The following is a 22,433-nucleotide window of genomic DNA, read 5'->3' as shown; positions in this document are numbered from 1 at the left end:
TAGTACTGGCTTCAATGGTCGAGGTCTGATCTAGGGCTAGAGACTTGGTTTCAATTTCCACATCACCACCCTTGCCCTCTGCTCCAGTATTTACCGCTGTGGATATCGAACTATTCCGATTCAGGTCAACCTGTTGAGCCTCTTTTATGGTGATACTACCAGCATTCCCTTGCCCAGAGGTGCTGGCAGTTATGTTAGATTGATTGTTTAAAGTAAGCGTACGCGTTTTTAGATCTATATTGCTAGGTTTTTTGGCAACTGCACCAGAGTTTACTGCGGTGGATATGGAACTATTCCGATTCAGGTTAACCGAATCACCATCTGGGATGGTGATACTACCGGCATCCCCTTCCCCAGTGGTGCTGGCTAGGATTTTCGACTGATTATCTAGGGATAGAGACTTGGTTTCAATATTGACATTACCACCATTGCCATCTGCTCCAGTATTTACCGCTGTGGAAATGGAACTGTTCCGATCAAGGTTAACCCGTTGAGCCTCTTGTATTGTGATACTACCGGCATCCCCTTCCCCAGAGGTGCTGGCAGTGATGTCAGAGTCATTGGTTAGGGTAAGCGTACGCGTTTTAATCGCAATATTGCTGGGTTTTTTGGCAACTGCACCAGAGTTTACTGCTGTGGATATGGAACTATTCCGATTCAGGTTAACCGAATCAGCATCTGGGATGGTGATACTACCGGCATTTCCGTTCCCGGCAGTACTCGCTTCAATGGTCGAGGTGTTATCTAGAGCTAGGGACTTGGTTTCAATATCGACATTACCACCATTGCCATCTGCACCAGTATTTACTGCTGTGGAAATCGAACTATTCCGATTAAGGTTAACCTGTTGAGCCTCTTGTATTTTGATACTACCGGCATCCCCTATTCCAGAGGTGCTGGCAGTGATGTCAGAGTCATTTAATGTAAGCGTACGCGTTTTAATATCAATATTGCTGTCAATATCAATATTGTTGTCTTTTTGGACAATTGCACCTTTCTTAACCTCTGTAGAGATCGAACTATTCCGATTAAGGGTTACTGAATCGGCATTTTTGACAACTATACTACCGGCATTTCCCTGAGCATCAGTACTGGCAGTTATTTGAGATTCATTTAATGTAAGCGTACGCGTTTTTAGATCAATATCCCCACCATTGCCAACTGCTCCAGGGTTTACTGCGGTGGAAATAGAACTATTCCGATCAAGGTTAACCGAATCAGCATCTGGGATGGTGATACTACCGGCATCTCCGGTACCGGCAGTACTGGCTTCAATTGTCGAGGTCTGATCTAGGGATAGAGACTTGGTTTCAATATCAATATCCCCACCACTACCATCTGCTCCAGTATTGACTGCTGTGGATATGGAACTATTGCTATCAAGGTCAACATGTTGAGCCTCTTGTATGAAGATACTACCGGCATCCCCTTTCCCAGAAGTGCTGGCAGTTATGTCAGAGTCATTGGTTAAGGAAAGCGTACGCGTTTTAATAGCAATCTTACCCACTTCCTCCCCTGGGCTAGGGTTTACCTCTGCACCAGCCTTTACCTCCGTTGAAATTGAGCTGTTGTCAGCAAGCTGGACAGAGTCAGCATTTTCAACAACAATGCTTCCAGACCTTCCTTTACCAGAGGTAGATGCAGAAATCTGCCCTTGATCCTGGAGTGTCAAGTCTGGGGTAGTAATCGTGATCGTTCCACCAGCCCCAGCGCCTTCGGTAGAACTCGATACAACTGCCCCATCCCGGACAATCAACGTTTTTGTATTAATGTTAATGCTTCCAGCATCGCCAAGTTCATTTCTTTCATTGTTAATGAATTGAGAGTTAGCGAATATTCCACTAGGAACTACAGTATTCTCATCATCGACAGCAGTGCCAACTAACTCTACTTCCGAAGCCATGACTGTTATATTGGCTCCGGTACCACTATTTCCGGTTGCTGCGCCAATTCTGGAGCCATCACGTACTAACAGTTGGTCGGTTTTAATCGTTAAGTTTCCAGCATTCCCTGAACCAGTGGTATCAGCAGCAATCACCGCTCCCTTCTCTAGAGTCAATGTGGGTGTATTGACCTTTAACTCACCGGCATTACCTGAGTTCAAGGTAGCGGTAGCCAAGGTAACCTTGCCCGACAATGTCACTGACTCAGTGGCATTTATGGTTAAATTCCCCCCACCTTTTGCGTTTTCTAGCCTTCTCCTAACAGTTGCTGTGGTTACTCCAGCTCCATTCTGAACCGTTAAACGTTGGGTATTAATGGTTAAGTCGCCTGCCTTACCAGTACTGTTAGTAGCAGTCGTCAACCCGGTGGGAATAGCTCTGATCGCCAAGGCTAGCCGTTCGTTAGGAGTAGGGATAAATGGATCAGTTTCGTTGCCGACAATGTCTACTGACTCAGCGTTAACCGTTAAATTTCCACTATTGCCACTACTACCACTTAAAGTGACAGTAGCAGCTCCAGCTAGACTCCGTGATTCTTGGTTTTGGGCTTGGTTTCGGATACTCAAAGTTCTGGTGTTAATGCTTAAGTCCCCAGAATCCCCTGGTCCAGTTGTAACCGTTGCCAAGCCAGACCCATTGAAAACTCTGAACAGCCGTTCTACCAAGTTGGAATTGGTGAAGTTCGTGACCAATTCCCCCAAATTGCTGAAGCCTGACCCTTCTGTATTAATTAATGTCACTGACTCAGGGGCATTGACAATTAAATTTCCTCCTACACCTGCCCCAGTTGTAACAGTAACAACACCAGAGTCATCCAGCAAAAAGTTGCTACCGCTGTTGAGGGTGATCTTACCTCCCTCTATTCCAGCAGAAGCAATGAAAGAACCTGGATTAAGGGTGATGTTATTATCTGCCAAAAACGTGACATCACCGCCATTGCCAGAGAAAGGGTTAAACGGATTATTATTTGGAATAGCAATGGTATTAACTATACCGTTGAGGGTAATGCTACCGCGAGAATCGATAGTAACTGACCCTCCCTGGGATAGTTCACCGTTCTGAATGGCTAGATTGGCCAGAGTTGGCACTAACGAACCTAGAGTGGCTGAAACTTCAATATCTCCTGCTAGTAAGGGATTAGGCTTGTACTGATTGGTGAGCAAAACCTTTCCTGCCAACAGATTATTGGGAGATATGTTCAAGTTAAATATACTGACATCAGCAAAAGCGATGGTGCCGATTGTAATATCTGCACTGGTGGCAGTATTGGTTCTAGTGGGTCTGCCAAAAAAGATATCCCCATTGAAAATGTCAAGGAATTGCTTGCCTGTAAGTCCACGGGGATCAACTTGATTCGGATCTACTCCAGCACGAACATCAAGAGTCGGTTCAGCCTGACCATTAATATCGACTACTGTGCCATTAGATAAAGTAATGGCTTCGGAAATAAAGTCTATTCCTTCTGTACCTGTTTCATTGCCTGTAATGATCACAAAACCGATATCTACTGCTCCCCCTGCCACGATATGTAGGGAGGTGCCTAGATAGCTGTTGAAACTAACATCCCCAACTGAGCGAATTATCGGGTCATCGGGACTAAATAAATCTCCGAGACTGCCATCGAGCTGTTCAATCCGGAAACTGCCACCAGTCCAATAGTGGGCATCACCTGCGACGGTATTTTGCGATCGCAAAACCAGATCCCCACCGGAAAAAAGACCACTGTCTGGATGGTTCAAGGCAAATATATCCACCCCTTGATTGCCCTGAATCAATAACTTACCGCCAGCAGCGGCAATAAATGGTTGCCCGATACTATCGCGTATTTGAACTGTATCTTCTCCATTGAGTGTCAAATCTCCCCCAGCAATTAGTTGACCTTGTAAGTCAAGCTGACCAGCCGCTAGGGTTAGGTCTTGCCCCACTACTAAATAACCAGCGTTAGTAATTTTGGGTTTGGGTTGATTCAAGCCATACTGCAATCCCGGAGTAATAGTAATACTCAATAAAGGGGGGGCTTCTGGATTGGTGGCACTGAATTCTGTACCGTTGTTGAACACTAAACTATTGGCTGTACTGGCGAAAAAGGAACCTGCCACATCCAACCTGGCATTCTGGCCAAACACAATGCCATTGGGATTGAGTAAAAACAGATTCGCTCCACCATCGACACCAAGAGTTCCTAGAATGTTGGAGATATTACTTCCGGTCACCCGAGACAGAATGTTCTCGATTCCAGCTGGATTGGCAAAGTAAACCCGCTGTAGCTGACCAACATTAAAATCTTGAAAGCTGTGGAAGAGGTTACTACCTCGCGCTGCTCCCCCTTCAATCAAGTCCCCTGGCTCTCCCCTGATAGTTAGATTTGGTGTTACCACTGACGATTCATTACCCAAGGTTTGGTCAGGGGTAATCTGGGCTAGGGCATAGTTACCAGAAAAAGCCATCACCACCCATCCGATTAGGGTTAGGGCTTTTTCAGTTAAGCACAATATCCCTAGCCCTCTGGTTGAGGGCTTACTTTGCCGATTATTCATCTTTTGCTACTGCACAACTAGCTAGTTGTCTGGAGGTACCTATAAGGAGTCAAGGAACTTGACCTCTAGATTATTTCTCAGGGGAAGCCAGGCAGTTTACGGAATTTTTAGGTTATTTTTAACAAAAATTTACGGAAATGGTGCGGATTGATAGTTTCTGTACCGTTATTGTGATCGCGGAATACCTTGTAATCTTAAGTTACCTTGAGCCATAGCAGTTTTATCCCCTGATCTCAAGTCCGGTTGAACACTAAAAATAAAAGAGATTGATGGGGAGATAGGGAGATGCACAGATCAGCTAGATTTTGATTAAGGCTAATGATCCGGACTTGATATGATGCCCTCACTGGGTGATCCTTATAGAAACTCTTGCAGTTGCTTCAGCAGAGACTCGGTCTGCTCAATACCTTGGTTATCCCGTTGACTCTGGTAAAGTTCTAGGGCTTTTTCCACAGCAGTGAGGGCTTCGGTGACGCGAGAACGTTTTTTCAAGGCAACTCCTAGGTTATAGTGAGCTTGGGCATTTTCCGGAGCCAGTTCAATTAAACGTCTATAGGTTACTACTGCTGGTACATATTGTTCTTGGGCTAGAAGAATTTTCCCGATGTACTCCTGTGCTTCTACTAAATCAGGTTGGGCAGAAACTGCTCGACGAAATGCTTTGAGGGCACTGGATAAATTCCCTTTTGATTCCAGGATTTGACCGATCTGGAGGTGAATGTCAGGATTACGAGGGGCTAATTTCACCGCTTTTTCAAAAGCCGCCAGTCCAGCCATCTCATCCCCATGAATCAACCAAGCTGTGCCCAAACTTAGTTGGATTCTGGTTTCGTTCGGAGCAATTTCCGCTGCTTTTTGGAACACTTTAATGGCTTCTTCAGCATTTTCCTGCTCTAACCAGGCTGCACCGATTAACTGGTATACTGTTAGATTGTCTGGCTCAATTTCCAGGATTTTTTCATAGGTTTCTATAGCGCCTTGATAGTCCTTTTGACGTAGCAGGGTAATGGCCAAACCAAAATAGGCGTTAATATTCTCTCGGTTCAGTTTAGTGGCACGACGATAGGCCGTAGCAGCACCAGCATTGTCCCCAGCATTGGCGAGACTGTAACCCAGTGCGTAATGGAAATTAGCATTTTCTGGCTCGAGTGCGATCGCTTTTTTGTAAGCGGCGGCTGCTTCTTGGAATTTGCCCAGACTTGCCTGTAAGTAGCCAATGCCCGAAAAAATCTTAGGGTTTCCCTGCTCCAGCTCAGCTGCTTCCTTATAAATAGCAACAGCTTCCTCATAGTCACCTGCATCTACAAACTCTCGTGCTTGATGGAGAAGGTCATTGAGCTGTTGATTATACTGCTGTCGGCTAGATACCAGAGTTGGCATTGCTTCAGCAATTTCTGGCAGGGGGGTTGCCACTACGGAAAAAAATAAGCTAAGAAGGAGGAACAAAGTTTGCTGTAGCAAAGTCAATGTTTTCATACTCATCAGGGTCGTGTACTTTTGGGATGGTTCACTTACTGATGAGTTTTACCATGAACACCCCCTATTCGGGAAGGGTTAGCCGGTATAAATTTTGGTTAATGTTTGGTGAAGCCACGGGGTTGCTTCTGGTCAACTTATCAAAAATCTTGGATCTAAAACCCCGTCCTTCTAGGACTGCTTTTTGGTTGACACTTCTCTAGCGCTAGAGTATAATTATAGTATAGGGTACAGGCTGAAAAACCGTTGGCTCAACCGGAAGAGAGATCCGCAATTGATCGCCCACAAAGTAGTAATGCCCGGAGGGAAGGGAATCTCCTCCTTAAAAACCCAACCGTCAATTAACCGTTGGCGTGTGAACCTAGAAAAACAAAACTTGAGATCAAACAAGGTACGGTGGGGCACACCGGAACCAGACGAAAAGGAAGAAAAACGGACTTTTTAAGGCACTTCCTATCGAGTAGTCAAACGCCTAAGGAGAACTGCCCTCTAGGTCTGTCGTGAATTAACTGGGAATTTGGTGTTTTCACGGATTTTTGGTTGAGTATTGTCCGGTTTTTGGCGGCGTCAAAGATTGGAACACGGCGGTTTAAGGCGGCTCGTTGATCTAGGAATCCCCGCGTCTTTAGACCGGGGAGTGTCAAGACCCACCTATAGCGCTATAGGTGGGCTTTTTTCCTTTCAGGAAAAGTTGAACCAGGGATGGCAAGCCTGATCGATAACGAATATTAAGACTGCAAAGCACCACTTTGAACCATCATCAGGATGAAAATACCAACACTGGCTACGACCAAAACAAGACCTAAAGCCACTGATTGACCCAAATGGTTGGGAGTTTGAGAAGTCTTCATGTCTGTTGTCCTTTCTTAAAGTTATGTATGCCGATAATGAACGATAACAAACTTTTGCCAAGGTTGATAAGAAAATGCAAAGTATCTTAACGTAACTTTACTTAAGTTAATACTGGCTAAAGTGTGAGCTACCTTGCTCTTTAGGCGAAGGTAATAGGATTTAAGGCAAAGTTGTTTAAGGATGACAACAAGGCTCTAATGTTTGCTGTAGAAGGGATAGAGCTTTCAAGGGACCCTGAAAATAGAGCCATTTATTAGGGCATGTTTTCAAAGTTTTCCGCAAGATTATGTACCCCCCCAGCCCCCCTTAATAAGGGGGGATCCATACTCAAAGTCTCCCTTTTTTAAGGGGGATTTAGGGGGATCTCCGAGTTTGAAAACACGCCCTAGCCTCGAGGCTGATCAGAGCCTTAGCCATTGCTGACCTTAGAGTCATAGCATGCCAGGGGTCAAAATCCCATGGCAAAATCACTATGGTGTGGCTCAATTTGCTGTTGTCATTGATTAGGACTTATCACCGACGGGGTGAGGAGGCGAAGCGAGGGGCGGTGCAGAAGTTGGTATTGTAGAGAGGTTTGGTAAAGAAAAAGAGAAGGAGATTTCAAGGATTTGAGGGGTCTAATTGAATTTTTTCATCTCCATTGGTAATTACAAATAAGTAGACACTGCAGGTCCCCAAGGTAATCCCAAAAATAACCACAAGATGAAAAGAATTGACCATCCAAGAAGAAAAGCTAATGAATAGGGCAACATCATCGCAATCAACGTTCCTAAACCCAAATTTTTATCATATTTTTGGCCATAAGCCACAATAATCGGAAAATAGGGCAACAGCGGCGTAATCATATTTGTGCTAGAATCCCCAATCCGATAAACTAATTGAGTAAGCTCTGGAGCATAGCCCAACAACATTAACATCGGAACAAAAACAGGTGCCATAATTGCCCACTTCCCCGAAGCGGAACCAATAAACAGATTAATGAATCCAGTGAAAAAAATCAGACCCAACAGCAAAGGAATTCCTGTTAATCCGGTTTTTTGTAACAATTATGCTCCCGAAATTGCGACGATAATTCCTAAGTTTGACCAACTAAAATAAGCAACAAATTGAGCCATGAAAAATGCCAGGACACTGGGCTGGTGCAATTAAAACTCCCTGCCGCAGAATTGCAGCTATAAATCCTGTATATTCGGCCACTCCAAATCCCAAAACTGCCACTAATACAGTTCCCAATGGTGGAAAGGAAACAAAATTAGTCACAGCCTTACTGACAATGCGACGAATTCCGTCTGGGGTCAGGATAGAAATTGCCTCGATGGTTTCTTGGGTTGCTGGATGAGTGACTGACACCCCCATAACACTTGCGATCGCACTTAAAATAACAATAGTAAAACACAGAACAATAAAGATCGTGACAGGATCAGGCAGACGGTTACCGATGTTTTCAACGCTTTGCAGGATAGAAGCAATGAAGTTTTTTTTTCAGATTACTTGCCATAGGTGTTTAGAGGATCTAAATTCACTGGTATAGGAGTAGAAAAATTGTTGATAATTTCTGCTTCAGTTAGCCAGGAAATAGCCAACTACCCATTTCTAGCTCTTCTTCGCTGTAGAGGAACTGATCAAACAACTCTCCCATTTCAGTTCTGGAAATCGAGCCATCTTGATTGAGGTCTAAGCGCTGGAAGTTATTAGAGATTTCACTAACGTCAATATTATAGGTTTTATAAAATGCGGTTAGCTCTTCTACTGCTATCTCTCCATCTAAATTGACATCCATCAATTGTAAAAAGGCATCTGCAAAACCATGATCAAAGCGCTTAGCGAGGTAATCTAACCATTCGTGTAATTCAATTTTTCCGTCTCCATTGGCATCCGCCAACTCCAGCAAACGCTGACCAAAACCAAGCCAGGAACTGGCCATCAGCTGATACTCTTGGGATTGTTTTGACCACCCTCGAATGTCTGCCAATGATGCCACTGTTTTTTCAAAGTCTTGGGGTTCAATGGCACCATTGCCATCGTAGTCCAGCATTTTAAATAATCGTTTTAGTTTGCGCTGACGGCGTTGACTCATGGCATTGGATAAATTTGATCCCCTCAACCATATCCAGGCTAAAACAATCTGACTCCCAAATAACAGCGCACTCGCGATAAAAGGGGCACCAGGGTTAACGTACTCAAACAGTAATCCAGAGACGAAGGGTCCAGCAATGGCACCTAGAGGGGTTAAAGACTGGGCAGCACCTAGCACGCTTCCTTGGTATTTGGTGCCTGCAGCCTGGGACAATAAGCTACCCAGAGAGGGCCGAAACAGGGAGTCCCCAAAACCCAGAAGTACCAATGTAAAAAGTAGCACATAAAGGTGTTTAGCCAAAGGAAAGGAGACGAATGCAACTACTGTAATACCGAGTCCCAGGATCAGCATATTCACCTCTCCCAAGGTTTTGACAATCGGCCCAATTAAAATCCCTTGAGTAACTACCGTGACCAAGCCAAGCAAAAGAAAGGCATACCCAGTGTGTTCAGCACTCCATCCCCAAATGTCGTTTAACCACAGGGCTAAAATTGTTTGGGTAATAAATAGGCCAAATCTTAGAAAGAACCCGAGGCTAATCAAAAAAGCAATAATAGGGTTTTCCTTGATCACAAGCCAAAGATTAAAAGTCTCTGCTTTAGATTGGGGCTTCTTAGAATGACTTGATGGTGCAGATTTAGACTGGGAAACTGGTAAAAATTTCCAAGCTAATAAGAAGGCAACAAAAGAAAATAAGGCTGCTATGAAGAGTGGCAATCGGAGGTTTGGGTTATCTCCCCCTAACCCCACTAAAACACCAGAAAGGGCAGGTCCCAAGGTGAAGCCAAGTCCTAAGGCAGCCCCTAGAATTCCCATACCTTTACTACGATTTTCTGGGGTCGTGATATCACCAACATAGGCTTGGGCAATCACGATGCTATAGCTCATGGCACCTGCTAGTGCTCGAGCCAAAAACAAGGTAATGAGGGAGTTCGCTAAGGCAAACCAAAGATAAGCGATCGCACTTCCAGCTAAGCTCAGGAGTAGTAAAGGCCGTCGCCCAACGCGATCGCTTAGGCTACCTAAAAATAGCGTTGTAACGAAGCTGGCTAGAGCATAAACACTAAACAGCAGGGTTATTGTACTGGCGGAAGCGCCGAAGGATTTAGCATAGAAGGGCAGAAGCGGAATAACAATGCCAAATCCGATCAGGTTTGTAAAGGCGCTCAGAGAGATAACAAAGAGTGTATTGCTGGATTTAGCCATTAGAGTCTAAGTCTAGGTGTTAGATATTAGGTATTACGTATTAGGTTTTCTGTTGATGTTTTTTTTAAACACCTAACACCTAATACCTTGCATATACTGCTATCTCAAGTTTAGATATCTGTAATGCTCAGGTGTTAGTTAAGCGAGCATTTTTGTCACTATAGGGACTAACACAAATCTAAATCCACTAGCGAGCATCCTGTTCTATATCAAGCACATTTAACCTCCCATTAGAAAAAGCGTATAACATACGGGAGTATTGTACACCATTTAATTGACACTCTGAGTGCTCTGCTACTGGGGCTTGACCGCAATGGTTATTTCTCCAGGAAGACGCATGGTACTGCGATTTGCCTCTAATAATATACGTCCATGGTTCCGCAGTGTCGTGGCTCGCTCTTGGGCAGCCCGGAGTTCAACCATCGCGTTGTTCAATTTTGGCTGTGAGAAATATTCTTTCTCAACAATCTCTGAGCGGATAACATACTCAAAGAACCTGTGTCCTTTAGCCTCTTTGAAACCAGCTAGATCGAGAAATCTATACAATTCCTCGCCCATCAGAAAATAGCGATTGGCAACGGCATCCATTGCACCAATCAGGCGATCCTTCACTTTCGTAATCTCTACAAATTAATCTCGTTCCTGGACATCATCAAAAAGAAAGCCGAGATTGATAAATAATCCACCGGGTTTGAGTATTTGAAAGACACTGCTGTAGAGCTGATGTTGTTTGTCGAGGGGAATTTCGTGGGTACCGCTCTTGATCACAACCCGATCAAAGGAATTTTCAGGTAGCTTTTCACCAGACTGTAAGTCTGTTATAGAGAGCACATCCCCATGGATGATCGCAACTTGATCCGAATCAATAGCAGTGCGTGCAAGCTCGGTCTGCACTGAGCTTTTGGGCGACAGCCCCGCGCCCTACCTGAAAGGTGGGCGTCTCAAAGTTACCGTAAGGATAGTGGAGCCTTAATCATAAAGTTTTAACCCTTTTATGCATAACCGACCAACCATAAAGGCTCCACTATCCTAAGGTTTCGTCTCTAGGAAGGATAGCCCGGTGATGGAGTAGAACGGAATCACCAACTAGGATTTTTTTGGTTCAGGGAAGCGAGCTATCAAGCTTCTTAGTAACTCAGAGGAAGTCATCCCCCGGCGGTCGGCCTCCTGTTTTAGTTGCTGTTTTTCAAAATTAGTCAACCTGATCATTATAGTCTTATCTTTCATTTTTGCATTGACAATTGTAACTACGCTTGCTACTCTAATAATAGGTCGAAAACAAGAGGGCAACAATGAGATCGGCATATCAGTACAGGCTGAGATTAACAAAAAAGCAAGTCGTGGAATTAGATCGATGGCTAGACATGTTAAGGCATCAATATAATTACCTATTGGCCGATCGCTTCAACTGGTATGAACAGAACCGCTGTTCCGTTAACTCCTGCCCTCTTGTTTGTCATTTACCAGAATTAAGAGAGAACCCAGATTATTTCTCTCAAAAGAGGACACTGCCTGGACTCAAGAAGGATAGACCTTGGTACGCAGATCTTCATGCTCACGTTTTACAGGATTGTGTTAAACGAGTAGATCTAGCTTTTAAAAGATGGCTAAAAGGAGATTCTAAAGGAAAGAGGAGCGGCAGACCTCGTTTTAAAGGTAAAGGGCGGTATCGTTCCTTGACCTTTCCGTCTTTAGGAAAAGATCCAATCAAAGGCAATCAATTAAAATTACCTAAATTTGGTTGGGTTAAAATGATCTATCACAGGCCAATTCCTGAAGGTTTTAAAATCAAGACTGCTACCGTTACCAATAAAGCTGACGGAATCTATATCACACTGTCTGTTCAGGATGACACTGTTCCCAATATTATTCCAGTTGATCAGATATCTAGTCCGATCGGAATTGACATGGGTCTTAAATCATTCTTGATTAAGTCTGATGGTTCAGAGATTGAAATCCCTCAGTATTACCGAAAAGCCCAGAAACGGCTTAAGAAAATCCAAAAAGCTGTTAGCCGCTCCAGAAAAGGCAGCAACAATCGAAAAAAGGCTGTAACGAAATTAGGGGTGGCCCATAAAAAGGTAGCTGATACTCGAAAAGATTTCCATTTCAAGACGGTTAAGGGCTTACTAGATAATCACGTTCGCGTAGCGTCGCCTTCGGCGAATCTAGTAGCTCACGAAAAACTGAATATCAAAGGTTTGGCCAAGACTAGAATGGCTAAGTCAGTTCTAGACGCTGGTTGGGGGCAATTCCTTACTATATTGTCAATCAAAGCCGTTCGCGTAGCGTGGCCTACGGCCTTAAATGCTGGGTTGATAACGAAAGCAGTTAATCCTAGAAATACCAGCCAGAACTGCTCTAATTGCGGAAAAAAAGTTCCCAAGAAACTAAAAGACCGCATTCATTCCTGTCCTCATTGTGGTTACACAGAAGACAGGGATGTTAATGCAGCTAAAAATATATTGAATTTGGCGGTGGGGCATCCCGTCAGCAGTAAAGCTTGCCGAGTAACCTAACCGTTGGGTGGTGTTGGCAAGAAGCCCGCGTTGTCCCGTTAGGGCAACGTTGGGAGTATGTCACGAATATTCAAGTAAGGTGATTAACGGAACATTAATGTTACGATCTAAACAGTAGTTGATCATGCGGCAGGTGAGGTTTCCATCTCCGCCCATTGCGTCAAGTACATTCTGAGCATTTTCCAGGTCTAGAAGCTCGACAAACGATGTCAAAAAGTCTTCATCAAAACCGTTAATCTGATCCTGGTTGTACTTACCCACAAGATCATAAGCAGCCTGGGCTGATGTAGCCAAGGACTTTTGTGGAGTCATTGCTGTCTCACTCTGTCTAGATTTGTATTGAGTTATTTTACCTTGGATTCCTCAACACTTCTAAACGATTTGCGATCGCAAATCCCCAAGCGTAGTTAACCCCATCCCACGATGGACAATCCTGTTTGTGCTGTTCCTAAGGATAGGCTAAACCTTCACTTAGTTAAACCATGTTCCAAAGCATAGCGAACTAACTCAGTACGGCTATTAGTTCCGGTTTTGCTAAACAAACGACTAACGTATTTCTCAACATTACGAACGCTAGTCTCTAAACGTCGGGCAATTTCTTTATTCATTAGCCCTTGGGCAACCAAATCTAAAACACTCTGCTCTCTAGCTGTAAAATCAATCCGCAAGGGTGGAGGAGTTTGGACAATCCCATGCTTCTGGTCTAACATTGCCCGAATTTCAGCCACCTGCTTGGCTATCTTCTCAAGCTCTGTACTACCTACACTATCTTCAGAGTTAGCAGCGCGACGCTCCAAAAGGTTTTTAACAATAGCGACTAATTCATCTGGATCAAAGGGCTTCGGTAGGTACGCATCACAACCGGCTTGATAACCCTGAATTCGATCTGAAGTCATACCACGGGCGGTCAGAAACACCACTGGCAGTGCTTTAAAACGGGGGTCATCTCGAAGCTGCTGTAGGAATTGATACCCATCTACTTTAGGCATCATGATGTCAGAAATTACTAGCTCGGGTGTGTTTTGCTGTAACATCTGCCAAGCATCATTAGCATTGCTGGCAACCTGTACGGTAAAACCAAATTCTGTCAAATACTCTTTGACCGCGTCCCTTACTCCTGGTTCGTCATCTACCAATAAAAGTTTTGCTGACATCGCTACTTCCTTAACCCCTACTTCGTTTAAGAGCTTTGCTGACATCGCTACTTCCTTAACCCGTACTACCCTTAGTGTAGCGTAGTGTAGCCCAATGTAGCGTAATTTACTTATAATAAGTGATTTGTGATTAATCGGGAATCGGGAATCGGAACCCACCCCTAACCCCTCCCAAGAGGGGAACTGGAATCGGGATGCAGCTATCAGCTTCCATGGGAAAGCCACTCAATTTGATCAGCTTTGTCTGGCAGCCGGGCTTCCTGTTGTCCCTTTGCCCTTGCCCAAGTTCCAAACAGACCAATCGGTGTGCTGATTAACTCAATGGGATCGGTTTTGCCTGCGATCGCATTAATACTATTGCGCGGTAGTTCTTTCAGCAACCAACGACTGATCCGATACAGATATTCCTTTGGTGGAATATCCCGCATCAACGGCACACCATGGAGCTGATGTAAGTAACGGTTAGAGCGACCATAGCGATGCCATTGACTGTGATACTCCCGAAAAGTGGAACGGTGTCGGTGCTCCACTATTGCAGTTGGAGCAAGGAGTAATTGCCAGTTGCTTTGCTTTTGAATACGCCAGCAGATATCAGCATCACCACCAGTGGTCAGGTAAGGACGGAACAATCCCACTTCCTCGAATGCTTGCCGTCGGATTGCTAGGTTAGCGGTTTGACCGTAGGGACAATAAGAATTGTTTAAGGTATGTTCCTGAGATAGAACATTATGGTACTCAGCGTGTTTTTCTAGCCAGGTTTTACCGGGCAACCCGATGATTTGACCCGCAACGATACCAATACTGAGATTGGTAAAGGGTGAGACCAGGTCTGCTAACCAATGGGGTTGGGGACGACAGTCTGCATCAGTAAAGGCAATTATTTCCCCCTTAGCTGCTCGAATTCCTTTGTTACGGGCTGCATAGGAGCTTTGAATCTGGTCTTCTAGGATGTAGTGGAAGGTTATGCCATCAGATGCTCCCTTAGTAACGGCAGTTTCGATTAGTGAGGCAGTGCGATCGCTGCTATTATTATCCACTAACAGATACTCTACTTGGTCAGTGGGATAGGTCTGTGCCTGTAAACAACGGACTAACTCTGGTAAATCTGCTTCACCGTTGTAGATTGGTACAACTACTGAAACCTTGGGCAAGCATTTGTCATTTGTCATCTGATAGGGAACAGGGAACAGGGAACAGGGAACAGGGATGGAGCTATCAGTTATCAGCTATCAGCTATCAGCTATCAGCTATCAGCTATCAGCTATCAGCTATCAGTTATCAGCTTTTGAATACAACAGGTAAGCATTGGTTTAATCTGAGTGAACTCACCTGACAGGCTAGAAGCCTGTTCCACAAAGCTGACCGCTGACCGCTGACCGCTTTTGAATACAACAGGTAAGCATTGGTTTAATCTGAGTGAACTCACCTGACAGGCTAGAAGCCTGTTCCACAAAGCTGACCGCTGACCGCTGACTGCTGACTTCTGAGTGAACTCACCTGACAGGCTAGAAGCCTGTTCCACAAAGCTGACCGCTGACCGCTGACTGCTGACTTCTGAGTGAACTCACCTGACAGGCTAGAAGCCTGTTCCACAAAGCTGACGGCTGATAGCTGATAGCTGAATGCTTGCATTATCAACTATCAATGATTGAGCATAATCAACTGGCGTTGGAGTAGCGATCGCACTCCATCTAAATCGACGTTAACATGCTTGATAATTTCTGCTACGGTTTGGGATTGGGATGAGTTGTCGGGTGAGCTACCATTCTGGTCACAGGCTTCGAGAAACGTAAATTCCTCGTCTGATAGCTTAACCAGCTGGTAATCATAGTCAAATAGGGACTTACTTGGCCAACCGGTCATACAAGGGTGGCGTTCTGGAATTGCGGCTAACAGGTCGTTATCTTCTGACCAATCTACCCGCTCTAAGGGAGGACGGGTCAAGAAAAACTCATAGTGAGTTAGTTCCGGATCTAATAATTCAATTAACCGATATAGCTCCCGTTCACTCAGACCTTCTGAGCGTGCCATTAACTCTGGATTCTTGCCAAATAAGCGCTCTTTCTGCCAGTAGCGGGGATTAGAAAACCCAAGAAACTCTAAGCCAGCAGCATCAATTAGTTCAAATAGGGTTTCAATGTTATAGTCAATTTCTTGGGGATGAACGTACATATCCGCGAAGCATTCATCCTGATGGTTTTCCAAAGCCCAGCGTTCCCGGTCTCGCTTGACAATTCGGTTTTTTTCTGGTAGCGCTTCAAATAATTGACGACCGACCTTGACCCCATCCTGGTAGTCTCCCTGCTTTTGACCCTGCAAAAGTGCGATCGCTTGCTGCATCAACTGGATTTCCCAGCGTCCTAATTCAGCATAGACAAAGATATGAAATAAGCCCCCTGGTGCTAGTTTCTTAGCTATCGATTGAATTCCACGAATCGGGTCTGGCAAGTGATGTAACACTCCCACACAGTTAATTAGATCGAACTGACCCTCGATTTGCTCAACATCGTATAAGCTCAGGTGATGAAACTCGACCCGATCAGCACCTGAGCGGCGACAGCGTTCCTGGGCTACCTTCAAGGCCCCAGCACTAAGATCAATCCCCACTACTGAGGCTTGGGGATTGAGGTGAACTAGATACTCTGTGCCTACCCCCGTCCCACAACCAGCATCTAGAATCCGAATCTCCTCTCTTTGGGGTGTTTGCCCAGTACAAAAACTATAAGCAGCTCGCCAATTCCAGCGCCAGTTGTATCCAGGAGGTGGCTCATCGAGTAAGGGTTCTGGGGGAAAAGGGTAGGTATCGTAGAGGCGCTCAACGGCAGCAGCGGTTTCTTGAGAGGTTTTCATCACAAAACTTTACAAAAGTTAATTATTCGGAGAAATTTTTTACGAAAATAAAGTATAATTTCGAGGGTTTACTGGGATCAATGGCCATCAATCCTGAACTTGATCCCCTAAATTCTATACAATTCTTAATAAATAAACCGTAGAGATCAGAAAAGTTTTAATCTAAAAGCTAGTTGAGTTTAGCAATGACATCCATTTTGGCAAATTCTGTGAGAAATACTATGGAACCTACTCCCTTAGTAGATTATCCTTATCCCTTGCTCCAAAGTGAGATTGGATAGGACTAACACCAAATGCCTACCTACCAAATGGGTGTCTAAAACGTGTTTATTAACTGCGGCATAAGTTCGCAATGACAGCATAAAAATTTAGGAGCTTTAACAAACCAATGAGTGTCAAGGCAAGTGGTGGAAGCTCAGTTGCTCCTGTGCAACTCTATCAAACTGTCCCATCTGCAACCATTATCCAAGCAGAGCAGCAAGACCGATTCTTAGGAAATGGAGAGATCAACGAGCTACTGGATTACTTCCGTTCTGGAGAACAGCGTTTAGCAATTGCTGATCTGCTCACCAAAAACTCAGACCTAATCGTATCCAAGGCGGCTAATCGGATTTTCGTGGGTGGTTCCCCAATGGCTTTCCTGGAAAAGCCTAAGGAAGAACCTGCCCTAGTAGGGGCTGGAGCTACAGGGGTTCCCGACACCAAAACCTTGGGGACTAGTACCTTTGTCGAGAGTGGAGGTGGATTATTTTCGGGCTTCCGCGCTCTGTTTAGTTCTCCGACTGGACCAACCCCACCAGGTTTCCGTCCCATCGACATCAACCGCTATGGCCCGAGGAATATGCAAAAGTCCTTGCGGGACCTATCTTGGATGTTGCGCTATATCACTTACGCCATTGTTGCTGGTGATCCCAACATCCTAGTAGTTAATGTTCGAGGTTTGCGGGAAGTCATTGAAAATGCTTGTTCAGCTGATGCCACCATCGTGGCAATCCAGGGAATGCGGGCGGCTTCACTAGATTATTTCAAAGGTGATCAGTCGGCACAGGAGATTGTTGCCCAGTACTTTGACATTACCCTGAACGAATTTAAAGCTGCTACACCCTCCGATAAACTGCGGCAACGGCCTTCGATAGACCAACAAGGGCTGCAATTGCCCCAAAGTTACTTTAATGCAGCCGAGCGGCGTCCTAAGTTTGTGATGAAGCCCGGTCTGTCATCCTCAGAAAAAACTGAGGTAGTTAAAGCTGCCTACCGGCAAATCTTTGAGCGTGACATTACCCGCGCCTACGGTTTGTCAATTTCTTATCTAGAATCTCTAGTTAAAAACGGGAACATTTCCATGAAGGAGTTTGTTCGCCGTTTGGGCAAATCTGAACTATACCGGAAGCAATTCTTTGAACCTTTTATCAATAGTCGGGCCTTAGAACTAGCTTTCCGTCATTTCCTAGGTAGGGGTCCATCTTCAAGGGAAGAAGTGCAAAGCTACTTCTCCATTGTTTCCGATGGTGGTTTACCCGCTCTAGTAGATGCCCTGGTGGATTCTGAGGAATACTCGGATTACTTTGCCGAAGAAACGGTTCCCTATCTGAGGGGTTATGGTCAAGAGGCTCAAGAATGCCGCAACTGGGGGATGCAGCAAGATTTATTGCGCTATAGTGCTCCCTTCCGTAAGGATGCCCAGTTCCTCAATACCTTTGCCAAGTACGAGCAACCCCTGCCTGACCAACATGTCTATGGTTCTGGTAATGACTCCTTGGAAATTCAGTTTGGGGCAATTTTCCCGAAAGAAACCCGGAATCCTACTACCACCCCCGCTCTCTTTGGCAAAGATACTAAACGCCTGCTGATCCACCAAGGACCAGGGATCAACAACCAAAATAGTAATCCAGGGGCAAGGGGTATGTTCCCCGGTTCCCTTGGCTCTAAGGTGATCCGCCTTGATCAGATCCCTAGTACACAAGACAAGAGTATCAAATTTGCCGAAAGCTCTACTCAAAGGGTAATTCGTGCCTGTTACCTTCAAGTCTTTGGCTTTATGCCCTATGAAGGGGAACGGCTGACTTCAGGGGAAGCTCGGCTGGAAAACGGTGAAATTACCGTCCGCGAGTTTATCCTAATGCTGGCTAAGTCTGATGGTTTCCGCAAACGTTACTGGACACCATTGTATGTGGTCAAGGCAATAGAATATATCCACCGACGTTTGCTCGGTCGTCCTAGCTATGGGCGCTCCGAGATGAACAGTTACTATGATGTTGCCTATAAAAAAGGTTTCTACGGTGTAGTAGAGGCAATTGTCAACACCAAAGAGTACTCTGAGGCATTTGGGGAAGATACGGTTCCCTATGAGCGCTATGTGACGGCAGCTGGTTTAAAAATGCGCACCGGAGTGTCTGGTAGCGTGACATCAGCAATGGCAATCATGGCTGAGGAGAAAGTACCTCGCTTTGTTGAGCTGGGTATGGGCAAAGACATGCTCACCGAACCGGAAGTTGAATTCCGGATTAATCAGGGGGTCAGTGTACAGCGTGAACAAACCAAGATCTTTAAGCTGATTGACCTTAATGATAAGCCAGCCTTGAAAGTCCTGATTGGAGCAGCTTATCGGCAAATATTTGAGCGGGATCTTGAACCCTATCTGATCAAAGCAGCATTCACCTCCCTCGAAAGCCGACTGAGCAATGGCGAAATTAATCTCAAGGAGTTTATTGAAGGCTTAGGTTGTTCTGATCTCTACATCAAAGAGTTCTACACCCCCTACCCCAACACCAAGGTGATTGAGCTGGGTACCAAGCACTTCCTAGGACGTGCCCCCTTAACTCAGAAGGAAATCCAGACCTACAACGCAATTCTAGCCTCTGAAGGCATTCGGAGCTTTATTGGGGCAATGGTCAATGGCATGGAATATGCTCAGGCATTTGGAGAAGATACCGTTCCGTACCGCCGCTTCCCCACCTTACCAGCTGCTAATTTCCCGAACACCGAGAAGCTGTATAATCAGCAGACCAAGCAGAATACTGATGTGGTGGTACCAAGCTTTGATCCAGTCGAGCCTCGCATGGATTCGTCTAAGCTACCTCTGACCGGAAAAGCGATCGCAGATATGGCTGCCCAAAAGTGGGAGGTGGCTACCAACCCTTCCGAGCTGGCCAAGGTAGGTCGTTCCTCTAATCGGAACCACTCAACCTTGAATCCTAAATCTGCTAAGCCGACACGGATTTTCCGCATCACCCCAAACATTTCTCAGGTCGAAACCGCAGTGGTGATTGATGCCATTTATGACCAGGTTTTGGATTTATTTGGTGAACCAGTCCCAGCCGGATACCGACAACAGCATCTAGACAGTCAACTGCGCAATGGTGAAATTTCGGTGCGGCAGTTTGTTAAAGCCTTGGCAAGTAGTAACACCTATAGTCAGCGGTTTTACCAGCCTTATCCCCCTGCCAAAGTAGTCGAGTTATTGTTCCGGCACTTACTCGGACGTACCCCTAACACTCACGGTGAGGTTCAAACCTACCAGCAGCTGTTGGCGGGACCGGGTCTAGAAGCTGCAGTAACCGCTATGGTTGATAGTTCAGAATATGCCCGCTTCTTTGGTGAAGACGTAGTCCCCTATCAGCGGCTTAGTTAGCAAAAAGTCTGAATTATGAAGGTTGGAAGTTGGAGGTTAAAGGTTAAAGGTTGAACGCGCACGCGTGGCCAAAGGCCAAGGTTAAATGTTGTTCGCGTAGCGTGGCCAAAGGCCAAGGTTAAATGTTGAAAATTTGGAGGTTTGGAGGTTTACAGGTTTAGAGGTGGTCGGTAGGTTGGACTAGCCTTAAAGGTTAAACTTTCAACCTTTAACCTCTAACTCAGGCCACTAACCTGTAACTCACCCTTCATAACTTCGTACTTTATTAGGAAAAATGTTACGATGTGTTGCGAAGCTGGGAAAAATGTCAACAATCTGTAGCAAAATATTCCCGGAAGCTAGGTTTATGATTAACCTGCTTTGATTTAGGCTTTGATTTAGGCCTTTAATTTAGGCAGGGTTAGCCAAAGCAAGTTTTGCTGGGACGTGCGTCGGCTGAAGTTCCGACGGCGTATCGAGAACGGCGATTTACCCGGCACATTGCGGGTAACTGCAATGCGACAGAAGCTCTAATTACACCGCAAGGTTAGTTAGAGAGCGTTCATTCTTGGAAATGCCGGTTTAAACAAACCTGGTGATATTTTTTTCTGGAGGAATCCATCTATGAGTATTGTCACGAAATCCATCGTGAATGCAGATGCTGAGGCTCGCTATCTGAGCCCTAGTGAATTAGACGGTATCAAAAGCTTTGTTACTTCTGGTGAGCAGCGCTTACGTATCGCTCAAACCTTAACAGGTTCCCGTGAGACAATTGTTAAGCAAGCTGGAGACCAACTATTCCAAAAGCGTCCAGATGTTGTCTCTCCTGGTGGTAACGCCTACGGTCCAGAAATGACCGCTACTTGCCTGCGGGACATGGATTACTACCTACGCTTGATTACCTACGGTATTGTTGCTGGTGATACCACACCAATTGAGGAAATTGGTCTAGTAGGTGCTAAGGAAATGTACAAGTCTTTAGGTACCTCCATTGATGCTGTTGCTGAAAGCGTCCGTTGCATGAAGGGTATTGCTACTGGCATGATGTCTGGGGACGATGCTGCTGAAGCTGGCTCTTACTTCGACTATGTGATTGGTGGATTGTTGTAGGGCAATAAATACCCCTTTGCCTAGTGTTCTGATGATGGCATAGTCTGTCTGTAGAACCGATAATCACAACTTGAGTTAAATAAGGAAATAGAATCATGCAAGACGCAATTACTGCTGTTATCAACTCTGCGGACGTCCAAGGTAAATATCTAGACGACTCCGCAATGGAAAAGCTCAAAGGCTATTTCCAAACTGGTGAGCTGCGGGTACGTGCAGCAACTGCCATTAGTGCTAATGCTGCTACCATCGTTAAGGAAGCAGTTGCTAAGACCCTGTTGTATTCCGACAGCACTCGTCCTGGTGGCAACATGTACACCACTCGCCGCTACGCAGCTTGTATCCGTGACATGGATTACTTCTTGCGTTATGCTACCTATGCGATGTTGGCCGGTGACCCATCTATCCTTGATGAGCGCGTACTAAATGGCTTGAAGGAAACCTACAACTCCCTTGGTGTTCCCATTGGCAATACCACCAATTCCATCCAAGGCATGAAGGAAGTTACCGCTAGCTTAGTTGGTCCTGATGCTGGTAAGGAAATGGGTGTATACTTTGACTACATCTGCTCTGGCTTAAGCTAACGCGCGAAGCATGTTGATGGAATTCGCCAGCCTGTAGTTGTCTGTGTAATTAAGGTCTGGGAAGTTGATTGTGAGTGCTAGCTTGTTAAAGGCGAATCTGGCTCACGTAAGTCAAGCAGAGGAGTTTTGACAGTCTAGTATTGACAATTAACTCCCAGACTTTGGAATAGTTGAGATATTTGATTAACCAATTTATTCCCTCGCTATAGGCGCTAGGGAGTTTTTTAGCCATCTTGGAATCAAACCAGAATTAAAATTTTCTTGAATTTTACTAGGAGAAATAAGCTCATGCGGATGTTTGAAGTAACTGCTTGTGTGCCAAGCCCCAGCAGAATTAGGACACAACGGGAGTTACAGAATACTTTTTTTACCAAGCTCGTTTCCTACGAGAACTGGTTCCGTGAGCAGCAGCGCATCCAGAAAATGGGTGGCAAAATTATTAAAGTTAAGCTGGCAACTGGTAAGCAAGGTACAAACACTGGTTTGTAAGGATTTTTCGATAATAGCTGTTTATCAAA

Annotated in this window: 17 protein-coding genes and 2 pseudogenes; 6 read left to right on the top strand and 13 right to left on the bottom strand. The window is 45.2% G+C overall.

The window, feature by feature from the left end; genetic code table 11:
• The 8 genes and pseudogenes from F6J99_RS12500 to F6J99_RS12465 all read right to left on the bottom strand — a co-directional run.
• Positions 1-4,480, bottom strand: a 4,480-nt coding sequence (locus tag F6J99_RS12500; RefSeq protein WP_293113188.1) for a filamentous hemagglutinin N-terminal domain-containing protein, incomplete at its 3' end; no start/stop codon positions are given.
• Positions 4,481-4,837: 357 nt separating this feature from the next.
• Positions 4,838-5,956, bottom strand: coding sequence for a tetratricopeptide repeat protein (locus tag F6J99_RS12495; protein ID WP_293113187.1), 1,119 nt, complete (start codon positions 5,954-5,956; stop codon positions 4,838-4,840).
• 728 nt (positions 5,957-6,684) lie between these two features.
• Entirely contained in the window at positions 6,685-6,807 is a 123-nt protein-coding gene (locus F6J99_RS12490) for a hypothetical protein (RefSeq protein WP_008180130.1), read from the bottom strand.
• Between the two features lie 648 nt (positions 6,808-7,455).
• Positions 7,456-7,923: pseudogene (locus tag F6J99_RS12485) on the bottom strand (AbgT family transporter).
• Positions 7,898-8,266 carry an AbgT family transporter gene (locus tag F6J99_RS12480; RefSeq protein ID WP_293113190.1) on the bottom strand — a complete coding sequence of 123 codons (369 nt, stop codon included), beginning with the start codon at positions 8,264-8,266 and terminating at the stop codon, positions 7,898-7,900. The pseudogene F6J99_RS12485 and the gene F6J99_RS12480 overlap by 26 nt, the downstream one beginning before the upstream one ends.
• Before the next feature lie 106 nt (positions 8,267-8,372).
• Complete coding sequence (locus F6J99_RS12475; protein ID WP_293113186.1) at positions 8,373-10,091, bottom strand: MFS transporter; 1,719 nt, start codon at positions 10,089-10,091, stop codon at positions 8,373-8,375.
• A 294-nt stretch (positions 10,092-10,385) separates the two neighbouring features.
• On the bottom strand, positions 10,386-10,703 hold the full coding sequence (locus F6J99_RS12470) for a hypothetical protein (RefSeq protein ID WP_293113185.1): 318 nt from the start codon (positions 10,701-10,703) through the stop codon (positions 10,386-10,388).
• 18 nt (positions 10,704-10,721) lie between these two features.
• Positions 10,722-10,985 carry a class I SAM-dependent methyltransferase gene (locus tag F6J99_RS12465; RefSeq protein ID WP_293113184.1) on the bottom strand — a complete coding sequence of 88 codons (264 nt, stop codon included), beginning with the start codon at positions 10,983-10,985 and terminating at the stop codon, positions 10,722-10,724.
• 398 nt (positions 10,986-11,383) lie between these two features.
• Between F6J99_RS12465 and F6J99_RS12460 the strand changes: the two genes are divergently transcribed.
• A complete protein-coding gene (locus F6J99_RS12460) occupies positions 11,384-12,610 on the top strand; it encodes a transposase (RefSeq protein ID WP_293113183.1) in 1,227 nt (408 codons plus the stop codon).
• Positions 12,611-12,670: 60 nt separating this feature from the next.
• On the opposite strand, the gene F6J99_RS12455 is transcribed toward F6J99_RS12460, so the two are convergent.
• From F6J99_RS12455 to F6J99_RS12435, 5 genes are all read right to left on the bottom strand, one after another.
• Complete coding sequence (locus F6J99_RS12455; protein WP_293113182.1) at positions 12,671-12,922, bottom strand: hypothetical protein; 252 nt, start codon at positions 12,920-12,922, stop codon at positions 12,671-12,673.
• A 155-nt stretch (positions 12,923-13,077) separates the two neighbouring features.
• Positions 13,078-13,809, bottom strand: a complete 732-nt coding sequence (locus F6J99_RS12450) for a response regulator transcription factor (RefSeq protein ID WP_365973188.1) — start codon at positions 13,807-13,809, stop codon at positions 13,078-13,080.
• Between the two features lie 158 nt (positions 13,810-13,967).
• Positions 13,968-14,933 (bottom strand): glycosyltransferase, encoded by a 966-nt coding sequence (locus F6J99_RS12445; protein WP_293113181.1) that lies wholly within the window; start codon positions 14,931-14,933, stop codon positions 13,968-13,970.
• A gap of 265 nt (positions 14,934-15,198) precedes the next feature.
• Complete coding sequence (locus tag F6J99_RS12440) at positions 15,199-15,396, bottom strand: hypothetical protein (protein WP_293113180.1); 198 nt, start codon at positions 15,394-15,396, stop codon at positions 15,199-15,201.
• A 9-nt stretch (positions 15,397-15,405) separates the two neighbouring features.
• Positions 15,406-16,614 carry a class I SAM-dependent methyltransferase gene (locus F6J99_RS12435; RefSeq protein ID WP_293113179.1) on the bottom strand — a complete coding sequence of 403 codons (1,209 nt, stop codon included), beginning with the start codon at positions 16,612-16,614 and terminating at the stop codon, positions 15,406-15,408.
• Positions 16,615-17,002: 388 nt separating this feature from the next.
• Here F6J99_RS12435 and F6J99_RS12430 point away from each other — a divergent pair.
• From F6J99_RS12430 to F6J99_RS12415, 5 genes and pseudogenes are all read left to right on the top strand, one after another.
• A pseudogene (locus tag F6J99_RS12430) lies at positions 17,003-19,663 on the top strand (phycobilisome rod-core linker polypeptide); the annotation flags it as partial.
• A 9-nt stretch (positions 19,664-19,672) separates the two neighbouring features.
• Entirely contained in the window at positions 19,673-20,245 is a 573-nt protein-coding gene (locus F6J99_RS45555; RefSeq protein ID WP_365973186.1) for a phycobilisome rod-core linker polypeptide, read from the top strand.
• 603 nt (positions 20,246-20,848) lie between these two features.
• A complete protein-coding gene (locus tag F6J99_RS12425; RefSeq protein WP_008180111.1) occupies positions 20,849-21,334 on the top strand; it encodes an allophycocyanin subunit alpha in 486 nt (161 codons plus the stop codon).
• A gap of 95 nt (positions 21,335-21,429) precedes the next feature.
• The gene (gene apcB, locus F6J99_RS12420; protein ID WP_070394727.1) at positions 21,430-21,915 is read left to right on the top strand and encodes an allophycocyanin subunit beta; all 486 of its coding nucleotides are present in this window, start codon (positions 21,430-21,432) and stop codon (positions 21,913-21,915) included.
• A 288-nt stretch (positions 21,916-22,203) separates the two neighbouring features.
• A complete protein-coding gene (locus F6J99_RS12415; protein ID WP_070394728.1) occupies positions 22,204-22,404 on the top strand; it encodes a phycobilisome linker polypeptide in 201 nt (66 codons plus the stop codon).
• The last annotated feature ends 29 nt before the right edge of the window (positions 22,405-22,433 follow it).

Source organism: Moorena sp. SIO4G3 (assembly GCF_010692305.1).
Classification (GTDB): domain Bacteria; phylum Cyanobacteriota; class Cyanobacteriia; order Cyanobacteriales; family Coleofasciculaceae; genus Moorena; species Moorena producens_A.
The sequence above is the reverse complement of the archived record's forward strand: the minus strand, read 5'-3'. Positions and strand labels throughout refer to the sequence as shown.